25 protein-coding genes are annotated in these 26,646 nt (G+C 42.0%); 24 read left to right on the forward strand and 1 reads right to left on the reverse strand.

Translation table 11 applies throughout. The features are described from left to right. The first annotated feature begins 344 nt into the window (after positions 1-344). The 15 genes from DW059_RS00005 (at position 345) to DW059_RS00075 (ending at position 17,313) form a co-directional block, all read left to right on the forward strand. Positions 345-1,541, forward strand: coding sequence for a cation:proton antiporter (locus DW059_RS00005; protein WP_117696568.1), 1,197 nt, complete (start codon positions 345-347; stop codon positions 1,539-1,541). 293 nt (positions 1,542-1,834) lie between these two features. Next, a complete protein-coding gene (locus tag DW059_RS00010; protein ID WP_117696570.1) occupies positions 1,835-3,160 on the forward strand; it encodes an MATE family efflux transporter in 1,326 nt (441 codons plus the stop codon). A gap of 39 nt (positions 3,161-3,199) precedes the next feature. Beyond that, complete coding sequence (locus DW059_RS00015) at positions 3,200-4,360, forward strand: ATP-binding protein (RefSeq protein WP_117696573.1); 1,161 nt, start codon at positions 3,200-3,202, stop codon at positions 4,358-4,360. A gap of 86 nt (positions 4,361-4,446) precedes the next feature. Then, positions 4,447-4,938 carry a Cys-tRNA(Pro) deacylase gene (gene ybaK / locus DW059_RS00020; protein ID WP_117696575.1) on the forward strand — a complete coding sequence of 164 codons (492 nt, stop codon included), beginning with the start codon at positions 4,447-4,449 and terminating at the stop codon, positions 4,936-4,938. A gap of 33 nt (positions 4,939-4,971) precedes the next feature. Then, positions 4,972-5,568 (forward strand): HdeD family acid-resistance protein, encoded by a 597-nt coding sequence (locus tag DW059_RS00025; protein WP_117696577.1) that lies wholly within the window; start codon positions 4,972-4,974, stop codon positions 5,566-5,568. Between the two features lie 31 nt (positions 5,569-5,599). After that, positions 5,600-5,830 (forward strand): hypothetical protein, encoded by a 231-nt coding sequence (locus DW059_RS00030; RefSeq protein WP_022242978.1) that lies wholly within the window; start codon positions 5,600-5,602, stop codon positions 5,828-5,830. A gap of 74 nt (positions 5,831-5,904) precedes the next feature. Further along, entirely contained in the window at positions 5,905-6,957 is a 1,053-nt protein-coding gene (locus DW059_RS00035) for an HD-GYP domain-containing protein (protein WP_117696580.1), read from the forward strand. A gap of 32 nt (positions 6,958-6,989) precedes the next feature. After that, on the forward strand, positions 6,990-7,556 hold the full coding sequence (locus DW059_RS00040; protein ID WP_022242980.1) for a TetR/AcrR family transcriptional regulator C-terminal domain-containing protein: 567 nt from the start codon (positions 6,990-6,992) through the stop codon (positions 7,554-7,556). A gap of 154 nt (positions 7,557-7,710) precedes the next feature. After that, positions 7,711-9,795: an efflux RND transporter permease subunit gene (locus DW059_RS00045; protein WP_117696583.1), complete on the forward strand. Its 2,085-nt coding sequence runs from the start codon at positions 7,711-7,713 to the stop codon at positions 9,793-9,795. Positions 9,796-9,816: 21 nt separating this feature from the next. After that, positions 9,817-12,027 carry a hypothetical protein gene (locus DW059_RS00050; protein ID WP_117696586.1) on the forward strand — a complete coding sequence of 737 codons (2,211 nt, stop codon included), beginning with the start codon at positions 9,817-9,819 and terminating at the stop codon, positions 12,025-12,027. Positions 12,028-12,060: 33 nt separating this feature from the next. Continuing rightward, a complete protein-coding gene (locus DW059_RS00055) occupies positions 12,061-12,480 on the forward strand; it encodes a manganese efflux pump (protein WP_117696588.1) in 420 nt (139 codons plus the stop codon). 285 nt (positions 12,481-12,765) lie between these two features. Further along, entirely contained in the window at positions 12,766-14,253 is a 1,488-nt protein-coding gene (locus tag DW059_RS00060; RefSeq protein WP_117696591.1) for an ASKHA domain-containing protein, read from the forward strand. A gap of 20 nt (positions 14,254-14,273) precedes the next feature. Beyond that, positions 14,274-15,968 (forward strand): B12-binding domain-containing radical SAM protein, encoded by a 1,695-nt coding sequence (locus tag DW059_RS00065; RefSeq protein WP_117696594.1) that lies wholly within the window; start codon positions 14,274-14,276, stop codon positions 15,966-15,968. Then, positions 15,965-16,597, forward strand: coding sequence for an endonuclease III (gene nth, locus DW059_RS00070; RefSeq protein WP_117696597.1), 633 nt, complete (start codon positions 15,965-15,967; stop codon positions 16,595-16,597). Before DW059_RS00065 ends, nth begins: the two co-directional genes overlap by 4 nt. Then, positions 16,594-17,313 carry a 3'-5' exonuclease gene (locus DW059_RS00075; RefSeq protein ID WP_117696599.1) on the forward strand — a complete coding sequence of 240 codons (720 nt, stop codon included), beginning with the start codon at positions 16,594-16,596 and terminating at the stop codon, positions 17,311-17,313. Before nth ends, DW059_RS00075 begins: the two co-directional genes overlap by 4 nt. On the opposite strand, the gene DW059_RS00080 is transcribed toward DW059_RS00075, so the two are convergent. Next, on the reverse strand, positions 17,310-17,903 hold the full coding sequence (locus tag DW059_RS00080) for a hypothetical protein (RefSeq protein ID WP_117696602.1): 594 nt from the start codon (positions 17,901-17,903) through the stop codon (positions 17,310-17,312). The genes DW059_RS00075 and DW059_RS00080 overlap by 4 nt on opposite strands. 352 nt (positions 17,904-18,255) lie before the next feature. Between DW059_RS00080 and DW059_RS00085 the strand changes: the two genes are divergently transcribed. The 9 genes from DW059_RS00085 to truA all read left to right on the forward strand — a co-directional run bounded on the left by DW059_RS00085 (position 18,256) and on the right by truA (position 26,553). Then, the gene (locus tag DW059_RS00085) at positions 18,256-19,890 is read left to right on the forward strand and encodes a VanW family protein (protein WP_117696605.1); all 1,635 of its coding nucleotides are present in this window, start codon (positions 18,256-18,258) and stop codon (positions 19,888-19,890) included. Between the two features lie 117 nt (positions 19,891-20,007). Continuing rightward, complete coding sequence (locus DW059_RS00090; protein ID WP_117696609.1) at positions 20,008-20,994, forward strand: AIR synthase family protein; 987 nt, start codon at positions 20,008-20,010, stop codon at positions 20,992-20,994. Between the two features lie 31 nt (positions 20,995-21,025). Continuing rightward, the gene (locus DW059_RS00095) at positions 21,026-21,508 is read left to right on the forward strand and encodes an Lrp/AsnC family transcriptional regulator (protein ID WP_117696612.1); all 483 of its coding nucleotides are present in this window, start codon (positions 21,026-21,028) and stop codon (positions 21,506-21,508) included. Continuing rightward, complete coding sequence (locus DW059_RS00100; protein ID WP_022242738.1) at positions 21,505-22,686, forward strand: aminotransferase class I/II-fold pyridoxal phosphate-dependent enzyme; 1,182 nt, start codon at positions 21,505-21,507, stop codon at positions 22,684-22,686. Before DW059_RS00095 ends, DW059_RS00100 begins: the two co-directional genes overlap by 4 nt. Next, complete coding sequence (locus DW059_RS00105) at positions 22,673-23,170, forward strand: tRNA (cytidine(34)-2'-O)-methyltransferase (protein ID WP_022242739.1); 498 nt, start codon at positions 22,673-22,675, stop codon at positions 23,168-23,170. The genes DW059_RS00100 and DW059_RS00105 overlap by 14 nt, the downstream gene beginning before the upstream one ends. 11 nt (positions 23,171-23,181) lie before the next feature. Next, complete coding sequence (locus tag DW059_RS00110) at positions 23,182-24,039, forward strand: energy-coupling factor transporter ATPase (protein WP_117696615.1); 858 nt, start codon at positions 23,182-23,184, stop codon at positions 24,037-24,039. Next, entirely contained in the window at positions 24,027-24,896 is an 870-nt protein-coding gene (locus DW059_RS00115) for an energy-coupling factor transporter ATPase (RefSeq protein ID WP_117696618.1), read from the forward strand. Before DW059_RS00110 ends, DW059_RS00115 begins: the two co-directional genes overlap by 13 nt. Beyond that, positions 24,890-25,744, forward strand: coding sequence for an energy-coupling factor transporter transmembrane component T family protein (locus DW059_RS00120; protein ID WP_117696621.1), 855 nt, complete (start codon positions 24,890-24,892; stop codon positions 25,742-25,744). The genes DW059_RS00115 and DW059_RS00120 overlap by 7 nt, the downstream gene beginning before the upstream one ends. A gap of 71 nt (positions 25,745-25,815) precedes the next feature. Next, positions 25,816-26,553 (forward strand): tRNA pseudouridine(38-40) synthase TruA, encoded by a 738-nt coding sequence (gene truA / locus DW059_RS00125; RefSeq protein WP_117696953.1) that lies wholly within the window; start codon positions 25,816-25,818, stop codon positions 26,551-26,553. Positions 26,554-26,646 lie beyond the last annotated feature (93 nt).

Below are 26,646 nucleotides of genomic sequence, written 5' to 3' on the forward strand. Positions count from 1 at the left end.
AAGGGCTGTTTTTTTCATGCTAAAAAGAAGGACTGATTTTTTAATTGTGAAAAAGTAACAAAAAAATCTGGAAAATATATAAATATTAAGTAACAAAAAAAAGAAAAAACATAACTAAACTCCTCGAAAAAACAGTCCGGAAGGGCTGTTTTTTTCATGCTAAAAAGAAGGACTGATTTTTTAATTGTGAAAAAGTAACAAAAAAATCTGGAAAATATATAAATATTAAGTAACAAAAAAAAGAAAAAATATATTGCTATTACCAACAAAAAGAGTTAACATAGTTCCGGGTTTAGGAGAATGTAAAAAGAAAAAACAAGAGAAGAAAGGAAAGAGGTCATATTATGGAATCTTATGAATTTCTGCTTTTTTTAGCAATTATTTTAATTTCAACAAAAGTATTAGGACTTTTCTCACGAAAAGTGCATATGCCGGCAGTAGTAGGAGCACTGGCAGCCGGTATTATTTTAGGACCATCTGTATTAAAACTTATCACACTGGATGGAACCAACGGAGTATACCTTGAAATTACAGCTGAAATCGGAGTTATTTTCCTGATGTTCTCCGCAGGACTGGAGACTGATCTGAAAGAAATCAAGGCAAATGCATTGGCATCCTTTATCGTTGCTTTAATCGGAGTTATTGTTCCACTGATTGGTGGATTTTTAGGGTATGCATTATATTTCCATACAGATTTTGCAGATTATCAGGAGGTATTGAAATCTGTCTTTATCGGGGTTGTGCTGACAGCAACATCTGTGAGTATTACAGTAGAAACATTGCGTGAACTGGGACGTTTAAAGGGAAGAGTCGGAACAACCATTCTTGGCGCAGCTGTTATTGACGATATTCTTGGAATTATTGTACTTACCATTGTAACGAGCTTAAAGGATACCAGCGTAAATCCGGTTACTGTTATGGTTAAGATCGTTCTTTACTTTATTGTAATCGGAATCTTATTCTTCCTGGTATCAAAATGCAAACCATTAATTGAAAGCGAAGGTCAGAAAAGACGTGTTACTGTATTTGCACTGGCATTCTGCTTCCTGTTATCCTATGTATCGGAAAAATTCTTCGGCATTGCAGATATTACAGGGGCATATTTTGCAGGACTGATGCTTTGCAGCATGAAGAATGGTGAATATGTAAAAGACAGAATCAACTTCCCGTCTTACTTATTCTTCTCACCGGTATTCTTCGCAAGTATCGGTATTAAGACCTCTTTAGACGGAATGACAGGTTCTATGATAGGATTTACCATTATCCTTTTAGTTATTGCTTTACTGACCAAGGTGGTTGGATGCGGACTGGGCGCAAAGTTCTGCCGCTATACAAATAAAGAAGCATTACAGATTGGTGTCGGAATGATTTCCCGTGGTGAGGTTGCGTTAATTGTTGCCCAGAAGGGATATCAGTGCGGCATGTTAGATGATAGATTCTTCGCACCAATCGTACTGGTAGTAATCGTGACAACATTGATTACCCCGATTCTGCTGAAGCTGGTAATGAATGATAAACAGTCTGAACAGCCGGTAGCATAAAAGTCAGATAGCGCAGTAAAATAAAATCCTGCAGACCAAAAATAAATGTAAGTTTGTTACATTTGCGTCCGCAGGATTTTCTTGTAATTGCGCATAGCTATTGATTTTATTATTATTTGCAGCTTGCTATTTAGTATTTGCTATTTAGATAAACGTTTGTGTAGTCTGCCAAAGCAGGGATGCTTATCGGGGCTGTTAGTAGTATCCCGTCTTGGCAGACTACACAGACGCCATTCAAAAAGATAAATTATAAAATGTAAAGAACTATTGAAAGAAAAGAAAGAGGACAAAACGTGGAACAAAAGAAAACTCTTGGACAATTGTTTGTACCAATCTGCCTGGAAACATTATGTTATATGCTTTCCGGCATGGTGGATACACTGATGCTTTCATCTGTGGGAGATGCAGCAGTCGGTGCTGTTGGAACAGCCAATACCTATATAGGTATTTTTATCATTATGTTTTCTGTTATTTCAGCCGGAATGATTGCGGTTATGACGCAGTATATCGGTGCCGGAAAAGAGGGGATTGCATATCAGGCAAGACAGCTTGGCATGTTATTTAACGCCATTGTAGGAGCAATTCTTGCGGTATTTTTGTTCTTCCAGTCAGGAATGATATTATCAGCGGTTGGTGTGGCAGATTCTCTGATGGAGTATGCAAAAACATATCTTAGGATTGTGGGAGGCGGATGCATTTTAAACGCACTGATTCCGATTTTCTCCAGCTACTTAAGAGCGTTTGGATATACCAGACAGCCTCTTGTGGCAACGGTATCTGCCAACATTTTAAATTTTATCTTAAATGCAGTATTCCTTTTTGGGTTCCACTATGGAGTAGCAGGAGTTGCTGCAGCAACAGTAATTTCAAGGGTATTGAATCTTGGCCTGGTAATCTGCTTCGGACATTATTATATTCATGCGAAGGAGAAGAAGGAGAGGCTTAAGAACCGTGTGGTATTCGGACAGATTGTCAAGATCGGACTGCCTTCTGCCTTGGAAACAGCACTATATAATGTGGCAATGACTTTGATTATCCGTTTCTTAAATCAGATGGATGCCAATGGAATGAACGTAACAGCCCGTTCCTATGCCATGCAGATTACAAATTTTTCTTACTGCGTAGGTGCAGCGTTAGCCCAGGCAAATGCAATTATGGTCGGCTGGCGGATAGGTGCACAGGATTATGAAGCCTGTGATAAAGGAACCAGAAAAGCAGCAGTTGTAGGCGTAATTGTTGCGACGATACTGGAGAGCATCTTTGCATTATCGTCCCACTGGCTGATACGGATGTTTACGGATGACCCACAGATGGTATCTCTGGTTGGAAAGCTGCTGGCAATCGATATTGTCCTTGAAATTGGACGGGTGACTAATCTGGTATACGGAAATGCTTTAAAGACCAGCGGCGATGCAGCATTTACTACAGTAATTGCTGCGATATTCATGTACCTGTGTGCGGTGGGGGGAACTTATTTCTTCGGAATTCATCTTGGATTGCTGGTTTGTGGAGCATATATCGGTATGGCAATGGATGAATGTGTCCGGGCAGTGGGAATGATTTTACGGTGGCGGAGCGGAAAATGGAAACAGAAGGTATTGATAAAAGAAAACGCCTAGTATAAAATAAGAGAAAAATTGAAAGTAAGGAGCGGAAGCATGGCAGATACTGAGATTAATCTGGCACAATTAAAAGAATATAAGACTGGGGAATACCAGTTAATCGATATCAGAAATGAGGATGCCTTCCGCTATGGAAGTATCAGGGGAGCAGTCAATCTGCCGGAGCAGGAGATTCTTTTGAGAAAAGAGGAACTATCGGCAGACAAGCGTCTGATACTATTTTGTGCCAAAGGAATCAACAGTATCGGAGCAGCGGAAAGACTAAGGGAAGAAGGTTTTGATGCAGTCAGCTTAGAGGGCGGCTATGGCGCATATCTGCTGGACAGTTTCCAGAAGAAAACATCAGAGAAAGAGGAACGCTGTCAGGAAATTGAGAAGAGCATCCGCAAGAAATTTCATAAAGCAATCTTTAGTAAATTCGCAAAAGCAATCAATGAATACGAACTGTTGCAGCCGGGAGACAAAGTGGCAGTATGTATTTCCGGTGGTAAAGACTCCATGCTGATGGCAAAGCTCTTTCAGGAATTGCAGCGGCATAATAAATTCCAATTTGAACTGGTATTCTTAGTGATGGATCCGGGATACAGTGAGATGAACCGTAAAGTGATTGAACGGAATGCAGAGCTGATGCAGATTCCGATTACGGTATTTGAAACACAGATTTTTGATGCGGTATATGAGATTGAAAATTCTCCGTGCTATCTGTGTGCGAGAATGCGCCGCGGTTATTTATATAGTAAGGCAAAGGAATTAGGCTGTAATAAGATTGCACTGGGACATCATTATGATGATGTCATTGAGACTATTTTAATGGGAATGCTCTATGGTGCACAGGTACAGACCATGATGCCGAAGCTTCACAGCACGAATTTTGAAGGAATGGAACTGATTCGTCCAATGTATTTGATCCGGGAGGATGACATTAAGCACTGGAGAGATTATAACGATTTGCATTTTATTCAGTGTGCCTGCCATTTTACCGATACCTGTACCACCTGTGACCCGGATGGACGTACCGTATCAAAACGGATGGAAATCAAACAGCTGATTGCCAGATTAAAAGAAGTGAATCCATATGTGGAAAATAATATCTTCCGCAGTGTGGAAAATGTAAATTTAAGTACCATTATCGCTTATAAGAAAGATGGGGTAAAACATTCTTTTTTAGAAACCTATGTGAATGGAGCGGATGAGTAACATGCAAAAAGTTTCCGATACGGAAGCTGTAGTTGTTAAAACAGAGACTTTCAAAAAAGTAAAGAACCCAAAAGGAGCATAAAACAATGGGGAAAGAAGTAAAGACTAATGCCATGCGGATTTTAGACCGGCATAAAGTGGCATATGAAATCTTAAATTATGAATGTGATGAATTTATTGACGGACTGCATACGGCAGAGCTTACCGGAGCACCGGTGGAGCAGACGTATAAGACACTGGTCATGCAGGGAAAAAGCAAGGCATATTATGTCTTTGTGGTACAGATTGCAGAAGAGGTGGATTTAAAGGCGGCAGCAAGAGCGGCCGGCGAGAAATCCGTAGAAATGATTCATGTAAAAGATATTACAAAGATTACCGGTTATGTAAGAGGCGGCTGCAGCCCCCTTGGAATGAAGAAACAGTTCCCGACCATTTTAGATAAAAGTATGGAACAGTTTGATAAAATCTATATCAGTGGCGGAAGAATCGGCACATCCATGGCGTTGTCTCCGGCAGACTTGGCAGCAGTAACCGGAGCAGCTATGCAGATATTACTGCAAAATAAAGGAAAGAAATGAAATAAAAAAACAAGTGGAAGGAGCGTATTTATTATGAAGGAAACATTAAAGAGAATCAAAGCAGATGTTATATTATCCGCTATTCTTTGTGTGACACTGGGAGTTATTCTTATGATATGGCCGACACAGGTAACAAAGGTACTTTGCTATATTTTAGCAGCTATTTTATGCGTGATGGGAATCGGACATATTATTTCTTATATGAGAAATAAACTGGAAAGCAGGCTGGGACTGGCAACCGGAATTGCACTGGTTATTTTGGGGGTATGGATTCTGGTACAGCCATTGAACTTTGCAAAGATATTCCCGGTAGTAATCGGAGTCGTATTGCTGATGCATGGTCTGGAAGACTTACGGATGACTATCGAAGCAAAGCAGAATGGTGACACAGCATGGGGAATCCTGCTTTTGATTACAATTCTTAATTTCGCATTCGGCGTATTGTTAATCTGGAAAGCCATCGAGATGGTACAGATTGCTATGGTAATCGTAGGAATTGCACTGATTTATGACGGACTGAGTGATTTGTTTGTAGTATATCGTGTGGCAGGTGCTGTCAAAGCGGCAAAACAGGCGGCAGAAGCCATTGATGTAGAAGCAGTAGAAGAAGATTCAGAAGAAAATGAATAATTTAGAAGCATAATCAGGAGGCGTATTATCAATGCGGCAGATGGAGTTTAAAATGGAGAGAACTGGGTTACTGGAAGTAGGGGATGTGTTACCGGTGACAGAGAGTAAGCTGCCGACTTCCTATTACTATACACTTGGAAATGCATTTGCAATGTCAGCAAATTATACCTTCCGGGAACGTCTGAAGTCTACCGAAGGGACGGTAGTGGACGTAAAGGAAACACCGAAGGGCTTTTTTGTGACGGTAGAATTTGATGAGTAAAAAAGTTGTAATCGCAGATAAAATGTTATAGAATAGGCGTGTGGGGTAACAAAAGACAAAGAGGAGCAATTTAGATGCGTTATCTACCAATAAAAAAGGTGGAAGCCGGAATGGCACTGGCTCAGGACATATTAGACGGTCAGGGAGTCATGCTTTTAGGCAGACATCAGATTTTGAATCAGGAACAGATAGAGAATCTGGATAAGATGGGTTATCCGGGTCTTTATATTGATGATAAGTTTTCCGAAGAAATAGAGATTGCCGAAGTAATTAAGCCGTCTATTCACTCAAAGAGCCTGGAAATAGTACATCATCTGTTTGTTGACCGCATGGAAGAGGAAGATGTCAGTGAACAGGAATGGCAGATCCGGGAAGCTGTCATGCAGGTGGTGGACAGTCTTCTGGAAAATGAAGAAGTAATGTATAACATGATGAGCCTTAAGAATTATGATGATTATACTTATTTTCATTCTGTAAATGTGGGAATTTTATCCGCAGTAATCGGAGCACATTATGGAATGGATGAGTATGAGCTCCGCATTCTTACTACCGCTGCATTACTTCATGATATCGGAAAGAAATTCTTAGAGATAGATATATTAAATGCACGTCGTGCACTGACCGAGGATGAAAGAAGAATCGTATTACAGCATCCGAAGTTAGGATATGAGTTCCTGAGGGATAATTTTGATTTCGCACCGGAAGTATATCTTGGTGTATTAGAACATCATGAATGCTATAATGGCGAAGGTTATCCGATGCGAAAATCCGGTGATGAAATCAGTATTTATGGAAGAATTATCAAACTGGCAGATGTGTATGATGCCATGATTTCAAAACGGCCATACCGTGATCCGATGCCACCGGCAGATGTCATTGAATATATAATGGCAATGAACGGTTCGGAGTTTGATCCGAAGCTGGTGGAAGTATTTTTACGCTGGGTGGCTGTCTATCCGGCAGGCTGTGAAGTGGAGCTTTCTGATGGCAGAATGGCAGTAGTAAAGCATAATTATCAGGGATTTGTGCTTCGCCCGATTGTAAAAGTCTGTGATACAGGAGAAATCATAGACCTTAAGAATGATAAGGAAGCAAGAAGTATCACCATAGTGCGACTGGTCGTTTAGACGGCTGTTTGATAGGAAGATGAGAGGAAGTTATGACGAATCAGGGAAGGAACGCAATCGATACACTGCTTGCGGAGAGCCTAAAAGAGCTGACAATCAAGCAACCTATAGAAAAGATTACAATCAAGGAGATAACTGATAAAGCGGGAGTTATCCGTCCGACCTTTTATAATCATTTTCAGGATAAGTATGAACTGTTAGAGTGGATTATCCGGACTGAATTATTAGAGCCGGTAAAGCCGTTGATTCAGAATGGAATGATTGATCAGGCGTTAATTATTATATTTGCTGGTATTGAAAAAGAAAAAGATTTCTATACCAAAGCAAGCCGCTTAGAGGGACAGAACTCTTTTGAAGATATTGTAAAGGAATGCATTACGGGAACACTGATAGAAGTATTGGAAGAGAAGAATCTGGATAAGAAGATTCCGTCGCCATGGCTTACAAAAGAGCGGATTGCCCGGTATCATGCCCAGTCCTTATGTTTTCTGGTAATTACCTGGATAAAAAGTGGAATGTCTATGCCTGCAAAAGAGATGTCGGATATTTATAATTATATGATCCGCAATTCTATCGCAGATATTATAGGCGATAATTAATATACAAATTGGCAGATATGTATAGCAACTGTTACAGATTCAACAATTTGTATATTGGATTGATACAGCCAAAAAAGATTGCATATGTTCGGATGCAGTCTTTTTTTTATACTCTTACCTAGAAAAACATGAAAAAGAAAGAGATGGTAAAGAGATGATTAAATTTGGAAAGGGCGTCGTAAAGCATAGAGTCCTGATACTTATTATCAGTTTTGCTTTACTGATTCCAGCAGCATTTGGTTACTTTAACACAAGGGTTAACTATGATATCCTTTCCTATCTGCCAGATGAATTAGAGTCCATGAAAGGACAGGATATTCTGGTAGATGAGTTCGGTACAGGAGCATTTTCCCTATGTGTCATTGAAGGTATGGAAGATAAAGATATCTCCACCCTTCGGGAACAGATTGCAGATGTAGACCATGTTAAATCTGTTATATGGTATGATTCACTGGCAGACTTATCCGTACCAATGGACGTATTGCCGGATGAAATTTATGACATATTCAACAATGATGAATCGGACAGCACGCTGATGGCGGTTTTGTTTGATACTTCCATGTCAGCAGATGAGACAATGGATGCCATTGAAGAGATTCGTGGAATCACAACAAAACAGTGTTACTTAAGTGGTATGTCAGCAGTTGTAACAGACATTAAGGATCTGACCAACAAAGAGGTTCCGTTTTATGTATTGATTGCAGTACTGTTATCTGTTCTGGTACTTTCCCTGACCATGGATTCCGCAATTATTCCACTGTTCTTCTTATTAAGTATCGGAATGGCAATTGTATATAATCTGGGAAGTAACGTAATAAAAGGGGAAATTTCCTATGTAACGCAGGCGTTGGCGGCAGTCTTACAGCTTGGTGTTACCATGGACTACTCCATTTTTCTGTGGCACAGTTATCAGGAGAATCAGGAACGGTTTCCGGGAGATAAGAATCGTGCCATGGCACATGCAATTTCAAATACCATTACTTCTGTAGTCGGAAGTTCCATTACTACAGTAGCCGGATTTATTGCATTATGCTTCATGAGTTTTACCTTGGGACTTGACCTTGGTGTGGTAATGGCTAAGGGCGTTATCTTCGGTGTAATCGCCTGCGTAACCATCCTTCCATCCCTGATTCTGGTATTTGATAAGGCGATTGAGAAAACGAAGCATCGTGTTATCTTACCGGACCTTGGAAATATCGCAAACTGGATTACCAGCCATTATTACATATTTATTATTTTATTCCTGGTAATCTTAGGACCTGCAATCTGGGGTTATAACAATACGAACGTATATTATGATCTGGCCGGTACATTGCCGGATTCACTGGAAAGTATTGCGGCAAATAACAAGCTGGAAGAAAATTTTGATATGGGTGCTACCCACATTGTTTTAGTAGACAGCAGCTTAGAGCCAAAGACCATATCGAAGATGATTGATGAAATCGATGATGTGGATGGTGTAAAGGCAACACTTGGTCTGGATGCAATCGTCGGACCGGCAATTCCAAGAGATGTCATCCCGGATTCTATCCGTGGCGAGCTGGAAAATGAAAATTATGAACTGCTGCTGATTACTTCCGAGTATAAAGTAGCATCAGATGAAGTAAATGCACAGTGTGATGCCATCAGCGGCATTATTAAGAACTATGATGAAAATGGCATGTTAATTGGTGAAGCACCATGTACGCAGGATCTGATTACCACGACAGACCATGACTTCAAAGTCGTAAGTGCAGTATCTATCGGAGCAATTTTCGTAATCATCGCAGTTGTATTTAAATCTATATCACTGCCGATTATCCTGGTAGCTGCAATTTACTTTGCAATCTTTATCAACATGGGTATTCCGGCATACACCGGTACACAGCTTCCGTTTATCGCATCCATCGTAATCGGAACCATTCAGCTGGGTGCAACGGTTGACTATGCAATCCTGATGACCAATAAATATAAGAAAGCAAGATATAAGGGAGCCGGGAAGAAGGAAGCAATTACAAGTGCCTTGCAGAGCTCCATCCAGTCCATTATCGTATCCGCATTAAGTTTCTTTGCAGCAACCTTTGGTGTAGGACTTTATTCTGATATCGATATGATTAGTTCCTTATGTACATTGATGGCAAGAGGTGCACTGATTAGTATGTTGGTTGTAATCTTTGTACTACCTTCATTGTTTATGATATTTGATAAAGTAATCTGCGTAACCAGTGCTGGTTTCCGCAACAAGAACAAAACGGTATAGATTAAGAAGGAGGACATAACAATGAAATTTTCAGAATTAAAGAATAAATTCAAAAATAAATATGCGATTCGTGTAATCGCAGGCGTGCTGATGGTGGCAATGCTTGGAACCAGTTATGGCGTATGGCAGGTAAATGCAGCAAAGCCATCTACAGAAAGTGTATCAGAAGAGACTACGGAAAAAGAAACTTCTACAGAGGAAACAGACACAGAAGATGCAGACGCAGAAGAAACCAAGTCTGAATTAAAAGACCAGCTGGGAAATCTTCTGAATTCTGATAAGGAAACAGAAGAAACCGGAAAAGATGAAACAGTATATATGATTGCAGATGCAGATGGTACCGTAAATAAAACCATCGTAAGCGACTGGTTAAAGAATAAAGAGAATGCAGATACTTTGGAGGACGCATCTGATTTAAAGGATATCAAGAATGTAAAAGGCGATGAGACCTTCAAACAGGATGGAGATAAAGTAACCTGGGATGCACAGGGAAATGATATCTTCTATCAGGGTACTACGGATAAAGAAGCTCCGATTACCCAGAAAATTACTTACTATCTGGATGGAAAAGAAATTGCTCCAAAGGATTTAGCCGGAAAGAGCGGAAAAGTTACCATGCGTTTTGAATTTACCAATAATGAGAAGACAACAAAGACTATCGATGGCAAATCCACAGATGTCTATGTTCCGTTCTCTGTTGTAACCGGAATGGTATTAAATGATAACTTCACGAATGTAGAAGTTACCAATGGAAAAGTAATTTCTGATGGAAAAAACAATATTGTGGTAGGAATCACAATGCCAGGTTTAAAAGAAAGCCTTGGTATTGATGATGCTGACCTTGGTGATGATGTCCAGTTCCCGGATTATGTAGAAGTAACTGCAGATGTAGAAGATTTCTCACTGGACATGACAGTATCCATGGCATCCAGCAACCTTCTTTCTGAAATGAATGTAAATGGAGATATTGACTTATCTGTATTATCCGATACAATAGATGAGATGACTGACGCATCTGACCAGTTGGTAGATGGCAGCAGCGAGTTATCCGACGGACTGAAAACATTACAGAGCAGTCTTGGAGAATTTAAAGCTGGTGTTGGAACAGCACAGTCTGGTGTGAAAGATTATACTTCTGGTGCATCTGCAGTAGCAGATGGTGCAAATACCTTAAACTCCGGCATTGCAAAGCTTGCAGAAAGTGCTCCGGCACTGACAAGTGGTGTATCTGCATTAAAGACTGGTGTGCAGCAGGCAGGAGCCGGTGCAACACAGATTAATGGTGGAGTTGCCCAGCTGGTAGATGGAATCGGAACCTTGAAATCTACTGTAAATGGCAGTCTTGCAGGAATGGATGCTTATGCATCTTCAGCGGACGCACAGGCAGCATTTGCTTCCGCTTTGAATGATTATACTAAGGCAGCAGTAAATTACCTTGCAGTATTACAGCAGTTACAGACCCCGGGAACTACATTAAACGGTGCCTATTCACAGGTAGTAGCAGCAACCGGTGGCGGATTACAGGCGGTTAATGCAGATGCTAATATTTATGTGCTGGATGATACAACCAATGCAACACTTTTAGCAGTAACTACCCAGGCAGGCAGTGCGGTTGATTTCAATAGCTTAAGCACAGCTTATGCAGCCCAGTTACAGAATATTTCAGCAGTTGCAACCAAGCTTGGAACTACAGGTGGTGCACAGGCACTGGCTCAGGTACAGGCAGGACTTGCACAGTTTGATGATACACAGCTTGCAACCTTAAAGACTGGAGCAGCATCCTTAGATGCAGGCCTGAATGGTGACGATGGAATTGTAGCAGGTGTTAATACATTAGACAGCTCTGTAAATGGCGCACTTTCACAGGGAATTACAGATTTGACCAATGGTGCAAAACAGCTGGCAGACGGAGCAAATACCTTAGTTGCAAATAATGACAAACTGAATGCAGGAATGACTTCTTTAAAGAGTGCAACAGACCTTCTGATAAATGGTGTAGACCAGTTAGAGGATGGCTCTGAGACACTGGCAGATGGAATGGCACAGTTTGATGAGCAGGCAATTGAGAAACTTGCGGATGCTTACAACGGAGATTTGAAAGAACTCTTGGATAAAGTAGATGCAGTACTGGATGCCGGAAATGAATATAACACATTTACCAGGACAGCAGATGGTGTCAAAGGAAATGTAAAATTTATTTGGGAAACTGCTTCCATTAAGGCAGAGGATTAAGTATAATAATTTTAAGAGAAAGGAGGACGGAAGATGAACTGGATAGAAACATTAATAATTGTATGCGGACTTTCCATGGATGTATTTGCTTCAGTAGAATGTCAGGGAGCAATGTTAGCTAGGATTCGTACCAAACAGCTTGTGCTGGTGACATTACTGGTATCCGTATGGCAGGTAATTGTTTTATATCTTGGAAATCTTGGAGCCGACCTCCTGTGTAAATATGATATTAAAGAATCACAGGTTATATTAGGTGAAGTGATCTCAGTGGCAGTATTCCTGTGTCTGGGAATCCGGCTTTTGATTAAAGCCTGGAAGAATGACCGGATTGATGAACGCCGGGAAGAGAACCTTGGCGTACATAAATTCGTACGGATTTGTGCTGTAACATCATTTTATACATTCCTGACCGGTGCAGCATTTGGCTTTCTGGGAACAAGCTACTGTCATTAATACTGGTTGGAATCATACTTACTGTTGTCTGTGTAGTCGGTGGTGCTTATGTTGGATATCATTTCGGCTATGAACAGAAGACAAAGGTATATCTGATTGGAGGAATTCTTCTTCTGGTTGGCGGAGTAGATGTAATAATAAGGTTTATATTATAAATATAAGGGCGTGAAAATACCGCCGCAGCTGCGTTGGGAGCACAGCTGCCGGCGGTATTTGTATTTTCCCCTTGTTAAGTAGCAAGGGCGGGGGGTATAATAGCCACAAGGAAAGGAGGCAGTGACCACAATGCTGAAACTTCGAATTGGACAACTACATCAGGACATTATTATGCAGCCGGGAGAAAGCATCGCACAGGCACTGCTTCGGAAAGATTATAAGGTTCCTATGGCATGTGGTGGAAACGGCACCTGTGGGAAATGTAAAGTAGAGATAGACGGTGCATGGGTGAATTCCTGTAAACGCTATCCGAAACCGGAAGAAGATATTATAATTTCCGCCTTTGGCTGGGAAGAAGGAAGAGAAGAATTAACCCAGATTGCAGGAGTAGAAAAAATAAATATAACAGAAGACAGGGCACGGGAAGCAAAACGACAAACGAGGAAAGCATTTCTTGCAGTGGATATTGGAACGACTACCATAGCAGCGGCGCTGGTAGATAAGGAGACGGGAGCGGTGCTTGCTACAGCAGGCTGCGGCAACAGCCAGCGTATATTTGGACAGGATGTATTAAGCAGAATTAAGGCATCTGTAGCTGGAGCGGGTGAAAAATTAAAGACATTAATCCGGCAGGATATTTTTAGCCTGTCAGAAGAGATACAGAAGAAACAGAAAGATATTGTAATGGAGCATATTTATATCGCAGGAAATACCACTATGGAACATCTTTATATGGGAGATTCCTGTGAGGGACTTGGTAAGGCGCCGTTTACTCCGGTCAGTCTCGCAGAACGAAAGGACAGTCTTTCGGATATGCCGGTGACGTTACTGCCTGGAATTTCAGCATTTGTGGGTGCAGATATTGCAGCTGGCATGCTGGCGTGCGGAATGGATGGAGAAGAAAAGCCATCCCTGCTTTTGGATTTGGGAACGAATGGAGAAATGGTGCTGGCATTAGAGGATAAGATGATTGCCACCTCGGCACCGGCAGGACCGGCGTTAGAAGGTGGCAATATTTCATGCGGTGTTGCCAGTGTGACCGGAGCAATCAGCAAGGTGCGTGTCATTGGAGAGCGGGCAATTATCGGAACGATTGGAAACGCACCGGCAACGGGAATCTGTGGAACCGGCGTGTTAGAGCTGGTGGCAGGACTTTATGAAAATCATATCATAGATGCATCCGGTCAGATGAAGGAAAAATACAGGGAAGAAGGGTTTCCGCTGGCACGGATGAAGGATGGAAGACAGATTACTTTTACCCAGCAGGATATCAGAGAGGTGCAGCTTGCCAAAGCGGCAATTCACAGCGGAATCGAATTACTGTTAGAGCAGGCAGGCATTTCCATGGGAGAGATAAAAAAAGTATATTTGGCAGGAGGCTTTGGGGTATATCTGGATGTGCATATAGCAGCAGGCATTGGACTGCTTCCGGCGGAATTAGAGAAGTGTACAAAAGCAGTCGGAAATACATCTCTGCAGGGCTGTATCGCCTATGGAAGTTCGGAAGAAAACAGGAGCCGCACGGAAGAAATGATAAGAAAATGTGAATCAATCAATCTTGCAGAACAGGCGGACTTTGAGGAACGATATGTTGCCAATATGAATTTCCCAGAATAGAAATAAAAGAGGAAGAAATCATGAAGAAAATATTACTCACGGCAGTAAATGCAAAGTATATTCATTCGAATCTTGCGGTTTACAGCCTGCGGGCATATGCCAGAGAATTAAAAGAAAATATAGTACTGGCAGAATACACCATTAATAACCGGACAGAATATATTTTAAGGGAGATTTATCTGAAAAAGCCGGATGTAATCTGCTTTTCCTGCTATATCTGGAACATTTCCATTATTTTAGAAGTGGCAGAGGAATTTCATAAACTTTGTCCCAAGGTTCCAATCTGGGTAGGAGGCCCGGAGGTTTCCTATGAAGTGGAGGCGTTCTTAAAAGAGCATCCGTTTATTACCGGTGTCATAATCGGCGAAGGGGAGAAAACTTTCTCGGAGCTTTGCAGGTATTATGTGAAGGAAGAAGGCAGTTTGGAGGAGATGAAGGGCATAGCCCTTTTTGATGAAGCTGGAAATGTGCAGATTCATGTGCCACAGGAAATTCTTGATATGAATACGATTCCCTTCTGCTATGATTTGTCGGAGGATTTTTCCCACCGGATTATCTATTATGAATCCAGCAGGGGCTGTCCGTTCCGTTGCAGCTATTGCCTGTCCTCGGTAGAGAAGATACTTCGGTTCCGGGATGTGGAAATCGTAAAAAGAGAGTTACAGTTTTTCTTAGACCAGAAGGTAAAACAGGTTAAATTTGTTGACCGTACTTTTAATTGTGACAAAAAGCATGCCATGGCAATCTGGCAGTATATTTTAGAACATGATAATGGAATCACGAATTTTCATTTTGAAATTGCAGCGGATTTGCTGACGGATGAGGAAGCAGACTTAATTGCAAAGATGCGTCCGGGCCTGATACAGTTGGAAATCGGGGTACAGTCCACCCATGATGAAACAATCCGGGAAATCCACCGCCATATGGATTTAAAAGATGTGCACCAGATGATGAAAAAAGTCCAGAAGGCAGGAAACATTCATCAGCACCTGGATTTAATCGCAGGACTGCCTTTTGAAGATTATGAAACATTTACCCATTCCTTTGATGATATTTATGAATGGAAACCGGAGCAGCTGCAGCTTGGTTTCTTAAAGGTTTTAAAAGGCTCTTATATGTATGAACATGCAGAAGAGTATGAGGCAGTATACCGGGCAAAACCACCTTATGAGGTGCTTCGGACGAAGTGGCTTTCCTATGAAGATATCTGTAACATAAAGCTGGCGGAAGAAATGCTTGAGGTATATTATAACAGCACACAGTTTCCGGTGAGCATCCGGCTGCTAGAGACGATACACGAAAGTGCTTATCGTATGTTTGAAAATCTGGGACATTTCTATGAGGAACATGGCTACCTTGCCATGAGCCATACCAGAATGCGGCGAAGCGAGATTCTCTTAGAATATGTAGAAAGCCTTGGGGTGGCTGACATGGAAGTGTTCTATCAGGCGGCAACTTATGATATTTACAGTAGGGAAAATGCCAAGAGCCGTCCGAAATGGGCAAAGGATTATGCGCAGTGGAAAGATGTGACAAGAGCATATTGCCCGAAGGGAAGCCTTGCACATATCGAGTGCTTTGACTATAGCTTCGAAGAAGATGCATTTGGCAGAAAATGCGAACCATACTATCTGAAATTTGATTATGAAAACAGAAATCCTCTGACGAATCAGGCGGAAGTTACGATAATTCAGTGGGAGGGAGAGACAAAGTGACAAAAAGGACGGCAGAAATATTAAAAAGATTAGATGAAACCTATGGTACCGAATACATCTGTTATCTGAATCACGAGACACCTTGGCAGCTTCTGATAGCAGTAATCTTAAGTGCGCAGTGTACCGATGCCAGGGTAAATATTGTGACAGAAACATTGTTTAAAAAATATGACACCTTGGAGAAATTTGCCAATGCAGATCTGGCGGAATTAGAGGAGGACATCCGTTCCACCGGATTTTATCACAATAAGGCGAAGAATATCATATCCTGTGCGAGGACGCTGGTTCAGGAATATCATGGAGAAGTTCCGTCTACATTGGAAGAACTTACTTCCCTTGCAGGAGTTGGACGAAAGACTGCAAATGTCATCCGGGGAAATATTTACCATGACCCAAGTATCGTAGTAGATACCCATGTAAAACGTATTTCCAAACGCCTTGGATTTACAAAAGAGGATGATCCGGTAAAAGTAGAATATGATCTGATGAAAGTATTACCGAAGGATCACTGGATTTTATATAACATCCAGATTATAACATTCGGAAGAAATATCTGTTTTGCAAGAGGACCAAAGTGCAGCGAATGTTTCTTACAGGATTTGTGCAAAGCAGAGGATAAGCGGAAATGATACCACAGGATTATACAGTAATTGACCTTGAAATGACGGGACTTCATCCGAAAAATGATGCCATCCTTGAGGTGGGAGCGGCAAAAATAAGAAATAGCGAAGTGACGGATACCATGGACATTTTTGTGAATCCCGGCAGGAAAATTACGCAGGAGATAACAGAACTTACCGGAATTACCGATGAGATGGTAAAGGAAGGCTTAAGTCCGGCAGCAGCATTTCATAAGACAGCAGAATTTATCGGAGATGATATTCTGGTGGGACACAATATCATATTTGACTATAGCTTCTTAAAGCAGCAGGCAGTCAATGAGAAAGTGCCGTTTGAAAAAAAAGCAGTAGATACGTTGAAAGCAGCACGCAAATGTATGCTGCGTCCGGAAAAAAAGTCTTTGGAATGTCTCTGCGATTACCTTGATATCGAGCGGGAGCGGGAGCACCGGGCAATCTATGATGCACTGGCAACCCATGAACTTTATCAGTATTTACAAAAGACATATGGAGAAACAAATCCAGAAGTATTTGAACCGAAAGATTTGATTTATAAAACAAAACGCCAGACTCCCGCAACGAAAATTCAAAAAATTCACTTGAAGGAACTGGCGGATTATCATAAAATAGAACTTGACATTGTCTGGGAACAACTGACCAGAAGCGAAGCATCGCGTCTTATGGATAAGTTGATTTCACAGTATGGAAGATGCCCGAAAGATTAGGAAAGTTTTTCTTTGATACGTTTTCTGGAGCCTTCCGGCAGTGTGGCAAGCTTCTGATATACTTCGGTCAGTGAACTGCAGTCGTTTGTTTCTTTTAAAAGAGGAACTAACAACGTATAATTATCTGTAATATCGCTGCCGCAGCGGATGCCAAAGAGCAGAATATCGATGGCGGCTTTTTCTTCAGACTGGTCGCAGAGCAGTTTGCCAAGTTTTGCAATGGTACAGATTAAAGTATTATAATTTTCATCAAACTCGGTCAGAGCTGCAAGGCTGGCGGCACCGTAAGCTAATTTTAAATCGGTATTGGTTTTGCCATTCAGATTAACGATTTTTTTAGCAGACAGCTGACGAAGTGTTTCATAAAGGGTGAGGACATCTTCAGATGCCTGTGCCGGGGGAGTCAGCAGTTCTTCCGGAATAGTAATATAAGGAAGGTTGTCAAGACTGCGGCGGCGGGTGGCGTTGGCTTTATTTTCACGGGCCCAGAACTGCTCGGTAATTTCCTGTTCCTGTTTGGTAATCTGACGCTTTCTGGAGTTTAGAAAAACAACAAAAATGATAAAGCATATGAGTATGATAGGAAACATAGTTTGCTCCTTTCGAAAGTATAGTAGTATAAAAATAAATATGAGGTGAATGAAATGATTAATTTTAAAAATTCAAAAGGGAAAAAATATTTCGCAGGATTTATCGCAATTATTCTCGTTGCAGCAATGGTATTATCCCTTTGCATCACTATTTTTTCATAGAATTTTTTATGCATTCATCATGTCATAATATACAGAAATCGCGTATTTCTGTCAAATATATTAGTAGTTATGACGCTTGAAAATGCAAAGTTATATGATAAAATGAGTGTTAGCAAAACTTTCACAGTGTAATCTGGTGAATAAAAAGCTTTAAAATGTCTTGAGGGTTTAAGAGATTGAGAGGAAGAATATGAAAAAAATAAAATTAGTGCTTCCGATTCTGGGACTGGTACTTGCAGTAACAGCGGGTGTATCAGCAACCGCAATTGTGAAAGCGGATGAAAATGCAGAAGTGATTCCACAGAACGTATATATCGGGGATGTGTCTGTAGGCGGAATGAGTGAATCAGATGCAGAGGCAGCTGTAGAAGCAGCAGTATCTGCTTATGAGGATGCGACCTTTGAACTGTCCGCTGCAGAAAACAGTGTAAAGGCAAGCCCTTCTGATCTGGGATTGAGCTGGAGCAATAAGGATATCGTAAAAGAAGCAATGAATTATACCCGTACGGGAAATCTTCTGGAGCGTTACAAAGCGAAGAAAGATCTGGAAAAGGAAAATAAAGTATTTGATATTATATATACCGTAGATACAGACACCACAAAAAGTTTTCTGGAAAATCATGCCAAAGAGCTGAATCAGGAAGCGGTCAACAATGGTCTTACACGTGAGGATGGTGAATTTAAAATCATCGACGGCCAGGAAGGTATCGAAGTAGATGAGGATGCTTCTGTAGAAAGTTTACAGAAATATTTTACTGAAGAATGGAAGGGCGGAGACGCAGCCATCAGTCTGGTAGCAAATGTGGTAGAGCCGGAAGGAACTGCAGAAGAACTTTCAAAGGTAAAGGATTTACTGGGCTCTTTCTCTACCGACTTCAGTGATTCTTCTGCCGGTCGTGTGGCAAATGTAAAAAATGCAGTAAGTAAAATCGATGGAACCGTACTTTACCCGGGAGAGGAATTTTCTGTGTATGAAGCTATTGCACCACTGGACGCTTCCGGTGGATATGAACTGGCAGGCGCATATGAGAATGGTACAACCGTAGAATCTTATGGTGGTGGGGTATGTCAGGTTTCCACAACGCTTTATAATGCGGTTATCCGTGCAGAACTGGATATTACCGAGCGTTATGCACATTCCATGCTGGTAACATATGTACAGCCATCTATGGATGCAGCGATTGCCAGCAATTTAAAGGATTTGAAATTTAAGAATAATCAGGAGGCTCCGATTTATATTGAAGGATACTGCAGTGGCGGTATTGTATATTTCAACGTATTTGGTCAGGAGACAAGACCGGCTGACCGTCAGGTAAGCTTTGTCAGTGAAACGGTCAGTGAAGAAGAGCCGACTATTCAGGTGCAGACTACCGAAGACCCGATTGGAACTGTAACCGTTCAGAAAGCACACATCGGTAAATCGGCAAAACTCTGGAAGATTGTTACCGTAGATGGCGTAGAAGAAAGCAGAGAGGTATTTAATACCAGTAAATATAAAGCAACACCTAGAATTATTTCTGTTGGTATGGGCTCTGATAATGAAGAGGCAATTGGAGCAATGAATGCAGCGATTGCAACGCAGGATGAAGCAGTTATCCGTTCTGCAGCAGCAACCTGGTGCTCAGATGCGGTAGCAGCAAGAGCGGCAGAAGCTGCAGCGCAGCAGCAGCAACAGGCGGCTTCCGGTGGAGTAGAGCCACCGGCTGATGCACCTGCCGCACCAACAACACCGACGACACCGACTACACCAACAACACCAACAACACCAACAACACCGACGACACCGGATACAGGAACCGGAGATGGAGCTGCAACCACCCAGTAAAACGGTGAAAGATGATGCAGGCATGCGATTTTTATCGCCATCCGCGTAAATAAGAAGCAAGAAAGGCTGCCTCGGCTATGAGACAGCCTTATGCTGTAAAAATGGGAAGAAGAATCTATGAAGATAGGAAAAGTGCCGGAAAGCGTATTAAAACGCTCCGTAATCAGACAATTGCATACGAAGAGAAAGGAAGTTGTGTTAGGTGCAGGCGTGGGAGAAGACTGTGCTGCCCTTACCCTTGCCCCGGATGAGATGTTTGTAATGTCTACGGATCCGATTACAGGAACAATCCATGAAATCGGAAAGCTGGCAATTCTCATTACTACTAATGACCTGGCAAGTGCCGGAGCAGAACCAATTGGAGTTATGTTAACCATATTGCTGCCGGAGCACACGGAAGAAAGTCTTTTGAAACAACTGATGCAGGAGCTGGAAGAGGCTGCCGCGGCGGTGTCCGTTCAGATTATGGGCGGACATACCGAGATTACCAGGGTGGTAAATCAGCCACTGGTTACTGTATGCGGTGTAGGGAAGGTAAAGAAGAACGGACTCATTTCTACCGGAGGAGCAAAACCGGGCATGGACATCATTGCCACTAAGTGGATTGGCTTAGAGGGAACAGCTATTATTGCCCATGAAAAGGAAGAAGAACTCTGTACTCATTTTTCCAGGCATTTTGTAGAACAGGCACAGGCACTTGACCGGTATTTATCTGTAATGCCGGAGGCCGCCACCGCCGTGAAGTCTGGCGTGGGAGCAATGCATGATGTAACAGAGGGCGGAATATTTGGAGCACTCTGGGAGATGGCAGAAGCATCCGGCGTCGGACTGGAAATCGACTTAAAGAAGATTCCGCTTCGGCAGGAGACAGTAGAAGTCTGTGAGTTTTTCCATATCAATCCCTATGAACTGATATCCAGCGGCTGTATGCTGATGGCAGCAGCTGATGGAAATGAGCTGATCAGAAGATTAAAGGAAAATGGTATTGAAGCAACGGTAATCGGAAAAGCAACTGCGGGAAATGACCGCGTGCTTATGAATGAGGACGAACGCAGATTTTTAGAACCACCGAAGACGGATGAATTATATAAAGTAATTCAGTAGTAAATCAGAAATCAATTGGAGGAATTGAAGCATGAGAGAGAAGATTTTAACCTTTATAGAGAAGAATAGCAGAATCGATTTAAAAGAGCTGGCTGTTGTATTAGGCGTAGAAGAAGCAGCCGTTATGAATGAATTAGAAGCAATGGAGAAAGAAAATATCATCTGTGGCTATCATACCTTGATTAACTGGGATAAAGCCGGCGTAGAAAAAGTATCCGCATTAATTGAAGTACGGGTTACTCCGCAGCGTGGTATGGGATTTGATAAAGTAGCAGAGCGTATTTATAATTATCCGGAAGTAAATTCTGTATATCTGATTTCAGGAAGCTTTGACCTTTTGGTGACCATCGAGGGAAAGAGCCTGCGTGAAGTATCCCAGTTCGTATCTGAGAAGCTTTCTGCACTGGATTCTGTATTAAGCACACAGACCAACTTTATCTTAAAGAAATACAAAGACCACGGAACCATTATGGCAGCAAAATCAAAAGATGAAAGGATACAGATGATACCATGAGAAATCCATTATCAAAAACAATCGTAACGATACAGCCATCTGGAATCCGGAAATTTTTTGATATTGTAAATGAGATGGAAGATGCTATTTCCTTAGGAGTAGGCGAGCCGGATTTTGATACTCCATGGCATATCCGGGATGAGGGAATTTATTCCTTAGAGAAGGGACGTACCTTCTATACTTCCAATGCCGGATTAAAAGAATTAAAAATAGAAATTGCAAAATACTTATTCCGTAATTATGACTTGCAGTATGATTATCAGCATGAAATCGTAGTAACCGTAGGCGGAAGCGAGGCAATTGATATTGCCATGCGTGCCATGCTTGACCCGGGCGATGAAGTATTAATCCCGATGCCAAGTTATGTATCTTATCTGCCATGTGCCGTGCTTGCCAATGGTGTGCCGGTGCCGATTAATCTTAAGGCAGAAAACGATTTCCGTCTGACTGCAGAAGAATTAGAAGCGGCAATTACGCCAAAGACCAAGCTTCTTGTTATGCCTTTCCCGAATAATCCTACCGGAGCAATCATGGAGAAGAAAGATTTAGAAGCAGTGGCAGAGGTAGTAAAGAAGCATGATCTCTTTGTCATCAGTGACGAGATTTATTCTGCACTGACTTATACCGAGAAGCATATTTCTATCGCATCCCTTCCAGGCATGAAAGAGAGAACCATTGTCATTAATGGATTTTCCAAATCCCATGCAATGACTGGATGGCGTCTGGGTTATGCCTGCGGACCGAGAATCATCTTAGACCAGATGTTAAAGATTCATCAGTATGCCATCATGTGTGCACCGACAACTTCCCAGTATGCGGCAGTAGATGCACTCCGGGCAGGAGATGAAGATGTCCAGAGAATGCGGGAAGAATATAATGGCAGAAGAAGATATCTGATGCACCGTTTTGAAGAAATGGGCTTGGAGTGTTTTGAACCATATGGAGCCTTTTACTGTTTTCCATGTATCAAAGAATTTGGCATGACTTCTGAAGAATTTGCCACCAATCTCTTAAAGACAGAGAAGGTAGCGGTTGTTCCGGGAACTGCATTTGGTGACTGCGGAGAAGGATTTATCCGTATTTCCTATGCTTATTCCCTGGATAATCTGAAAGAGGCATTAGACCGTATGGAGCGTTACATAACAGGATTGCGAGGCGGGAACAATGGCGAAGCTTAATATTGTACTTTATGAGCCGGAGATTCCCTATAATACCGGAAATATCGGAAGAACCTGTGTAGCAACCGGAACCAGACTGCATCTGATTGAGCCGCTGGGCTTCCATCTGACGGAGAAAGCAATCAAGCGGGCAGGAATGGATTACTGGGACCAGCTGGATGTGACAAGATATGTCAATTATGAGGACTTCTTAGAGAAGAATCCGGGTGCAAAGATTTATATGGCAACCACCAAGGGGCGCCATGTTTATACGGAAGTAAATTATGAGCCGGACTGTTATATTATGTTTGGAAAGGAAAGTGCGGGTATTCCGGAAGAAATTCTGATACAGCATCCGGATGAGTGTATCCGGATTCCTATGATCGGAGATACCCGTTCCTTAAATTTATCCAATTCAGCAGCAATCGTATTATATGAAGCACTGCGCCAGAACAATTTTGACCATATGCGGCTGGCGGGTGAACTGCACAGATTACATTGGTAGAAAGGTAAATTATGGGCATCATCAAAGCAAAAGATTTGGTACATGAATATATAAGACGTGATGAAGAAGGCAATGTGGAGTCTATCCAGACTGCCCTTGATAAAGTAAGCCTTGATGTAAAAAAGGGTGACTTTATCGCAGTATTAGGACACAACGGTTCTGGAAAATCTACCCTTGCCAAGCATATCAATGCAATTTTAGAGCCCACAGAGGGAAGCCTCTGGGTAGATGGATTTGATACCACAGATGAGAAAAATATCTGGGATATCAGACAGCGTGCCGGAATGGTATTCCAGAATCCGGACAACCAGATTATTGCAAGCGTGGTAGAAGAGGATGTCGGATTTGGACCGGAAAATATAGGCGTGCCGACAGATGAAATCTGGCAGCGCGTGGAAGAAAGTTTAAAAGCGGTCGGCATGTTAAAATACAGAGAGCATTCCCCAAATAAATTATCTGGCGGACAGAAGCAGCGTGTGGCAATTGCCGGAGTTATGGCAATGCAGCCGGAGTGTATTGTTCTGGACGAGCCGACAGCTATGTTAGACCCGGTTGGAAGAAAAGAAGTATTAGAGGCTGTCCATGAACTGAACCGGAAAAAAGGTGTTACCATCATTCTGATTACACATTATATGGAAGAAGTAGTTGATGCTGACCATGTTTATGTTATGGATGCAGGAAAAGTTGTGATGCAGGGAACACCGCGCAGCATCTTTTCCCAGGTGGAACGGTTGAAGGAATATCGTCTGGATGTACCGCAGATTACGCTTTTGGCATATGAACTTAAGAAAGCGGGACTGGATATACCGGATGGAATCTTGACCAGAGAAGAACTGACGGAGGCGTTGGAAAAGCTATGTCAATCCTAATAAATGAATTAAATTATGTTTACAGCTCAGGCACTGCCTATGAGATACATGCCTTAAAGGATGTTAATCTGAAAATAGAAGATGGCGAATTTATCGGTATCATCGGGCATACCGGTTCCGGTAAATCCACCCTGATTCAGCATTTGAACGGACTGGTAAAAGCTACCAGTGGCGGCATTTATTATAATGGACAGGATATTTACGAAGAGGACTTTGATATGAAAGCCCTGCGTAGTAAAGTGGGACTTGTCTTTCAGTATCCGGAGCATCAGCTTTTTGAAACTACCATTTTTGATGATGTATCCTTTGGACCAAAGAACCAGGGACTAACCAAGGAAGAGGCAGGACTTCGGGCATTTGAAGCATTACGGAGCGTAGGACTTCCGGAAGAATTATATTATCAGTCACCCTTTGATTTGTCCGGTGGACAAAAAAGACGTGTTGCAATCGCAGGGGTGCTTGCCATGCGGCCGGAGGTGCTGATTTTAGATGAACCGACAGCGGGACTTGACCCGAAGGGTCGTGATGAAATCTTAGATTTGCTTGCAGCAATGCATAAAGAACGTGGAATTACCATCATTCTTGTTTCACACAGCATGGAAGATGTGGCTAAATATGTGGGAAGAATTATTGTAATGAATCAGGGACAGGTGATGTTTGATGATGTTCCAAAGAAAGTATTCCGCCACTATAAAGAACTGGAAGCAATCGGACTTGCGGCACCACAGGTAACTTATCTGATGCATGAATTGAAGGAAGAAGGCTTCCCGGTAAGCACAGATGCAACTACAGTAGACGAGGCACGGGATGAAATCCTGCGTATAATAACAAAGAGACAGGATGGAACAGTATGTTAAGAGATATTACATTAGGACAATATTATCCGGCAGATTCCGTTATTCATAAGCTGGATCCGAGGGTAAAATTATTTGGAACACTGATTTATATTATTTCCCTGTTTGTATTTAAGGGACTTCCGGCATTTATACTGGCAGCAATCTTTCTGGTAGTATTAATTAAGCTGTCAAAGGTGCCATTTTCCTATATGGTTAAAGGATTGAAAACCATTGTACTGATTATGTTATTTGCAGCGGTATTTAATTTGTTTTTGACACCGGGAACAAAGCTGGTTTCCTTCTGGATTTTTACCATTACTTATGAGGGATTGAAAAATGCTGTTGTCATGATGGTTCGTCTGATTTTCTTAATTATCGGAACCTCGCTGATGACACTTACCACAACACCAAACGAGTTGACAGATGGTCTGGAAAAAGCGTTATCTCCATTGAAATATATAAAAGTACCGGTGCATGAAATTGCAATGATGATGTCAATTGCACTTCGATTTATCCCGATTCTGATTGAAGAAACAGATAAAATCATGAAAGCACAGATGGCAAGAGGAGCAGATTTTGAACATGGAAATCTGATTCAGAAAGCCAGAAACATGGTTCCGCTTCTGGTGCCATTATTTGTATCTGCATTCCGCCGTGCTAATGATCTGGCAATGGCAATGGAAGCCCGCTGTTATCGTGGCGGGGAAGGCAGAACCAAGATGAAACCGCTTCATTATCAGAAACGTGACCGCATGGCATATCTGACTTTACTGGTATATCTTGCAGCGGTTATCGGACTTCGTATCCTCTGGACGAATGTATTGTCCGGTATGGCAGCCGGAGTACTTCCGGGAGCATTTCCACTATGAGTACAGAGACAAATCCGGTTGTGAACATAGAAGAGGTAGAAGAACAGAAAGCTCCATCAGCCCCAAACCGATTGAAACGGGTGAAATTAATTGTAGCCTATGATGGCACAAATTATCACGGCTGGCAGGTGCAGCCCAACGGAGAGACGATAGAGGGCGTATTAAACCGCACTTTAAGCAGTCTCTTAGGGGAAAAGATTGTTGTGACCGGAGCATCCCGGACGGATGCAGGCGTACATTCTATGGGGAATGTTGCAGTATTTGATACAAAAAGCCGCATTCCGGCGGAAAAGATTTCTTATGCCCTGAACCAGCGGCTTCCGGAGGACATCGTAGTGCAGAAATCAGAGGAAGTACCAGCTGATTTTCATCCGAGACACTGTGACAGCCGGAAAACCTATGAATACCGGATTTTAAACCGGGAGTTTCCGCTTCCGATGTATCGGAATAACACATATTTCTGTTACCGCAAGCTGGATTTAGAGAAGATGCAGCAGGCGGCAGAATATTTAAGGGGAGAACATGATTTTAAAAGCTTCTGTGCTACAGCGGCAGTGGTTGAAACAACGGTTCGTACCATTTATGAGCTGACGGTAAGCAGGCAGGAGGATATCATTACAATCCGTGTTACCGGAAATGGATTTCTTTATAATATGGTCCGGATTATTGCCGGAACCCTGCTTCAGGCAGGCATGGGAATGATAGAGCCGGAAGAGATAAAAACAATTCTTGCGGCAAAGGAAAGAAGTACTGCAGGACCAACGGCACCGGCGCAGGGATTAACGATGATTGGAATCGAATATTTATGATAATTAGATAAATGGTATATGGCGAATGTTGTGGTAAATATTTGTATAGAATTTACTTGACACACGAGGGGTCGTGTACTATAATATCTAAGT

This window comes from Roseburia sp. AF42-8, assembly GCF_003435965.1.
Lineage (GTDB): Bacteria > Bacillota > Clostridia > Lachnospirales > Lachnospiraceae > Roseburia_C > Roseburia_C amylophila.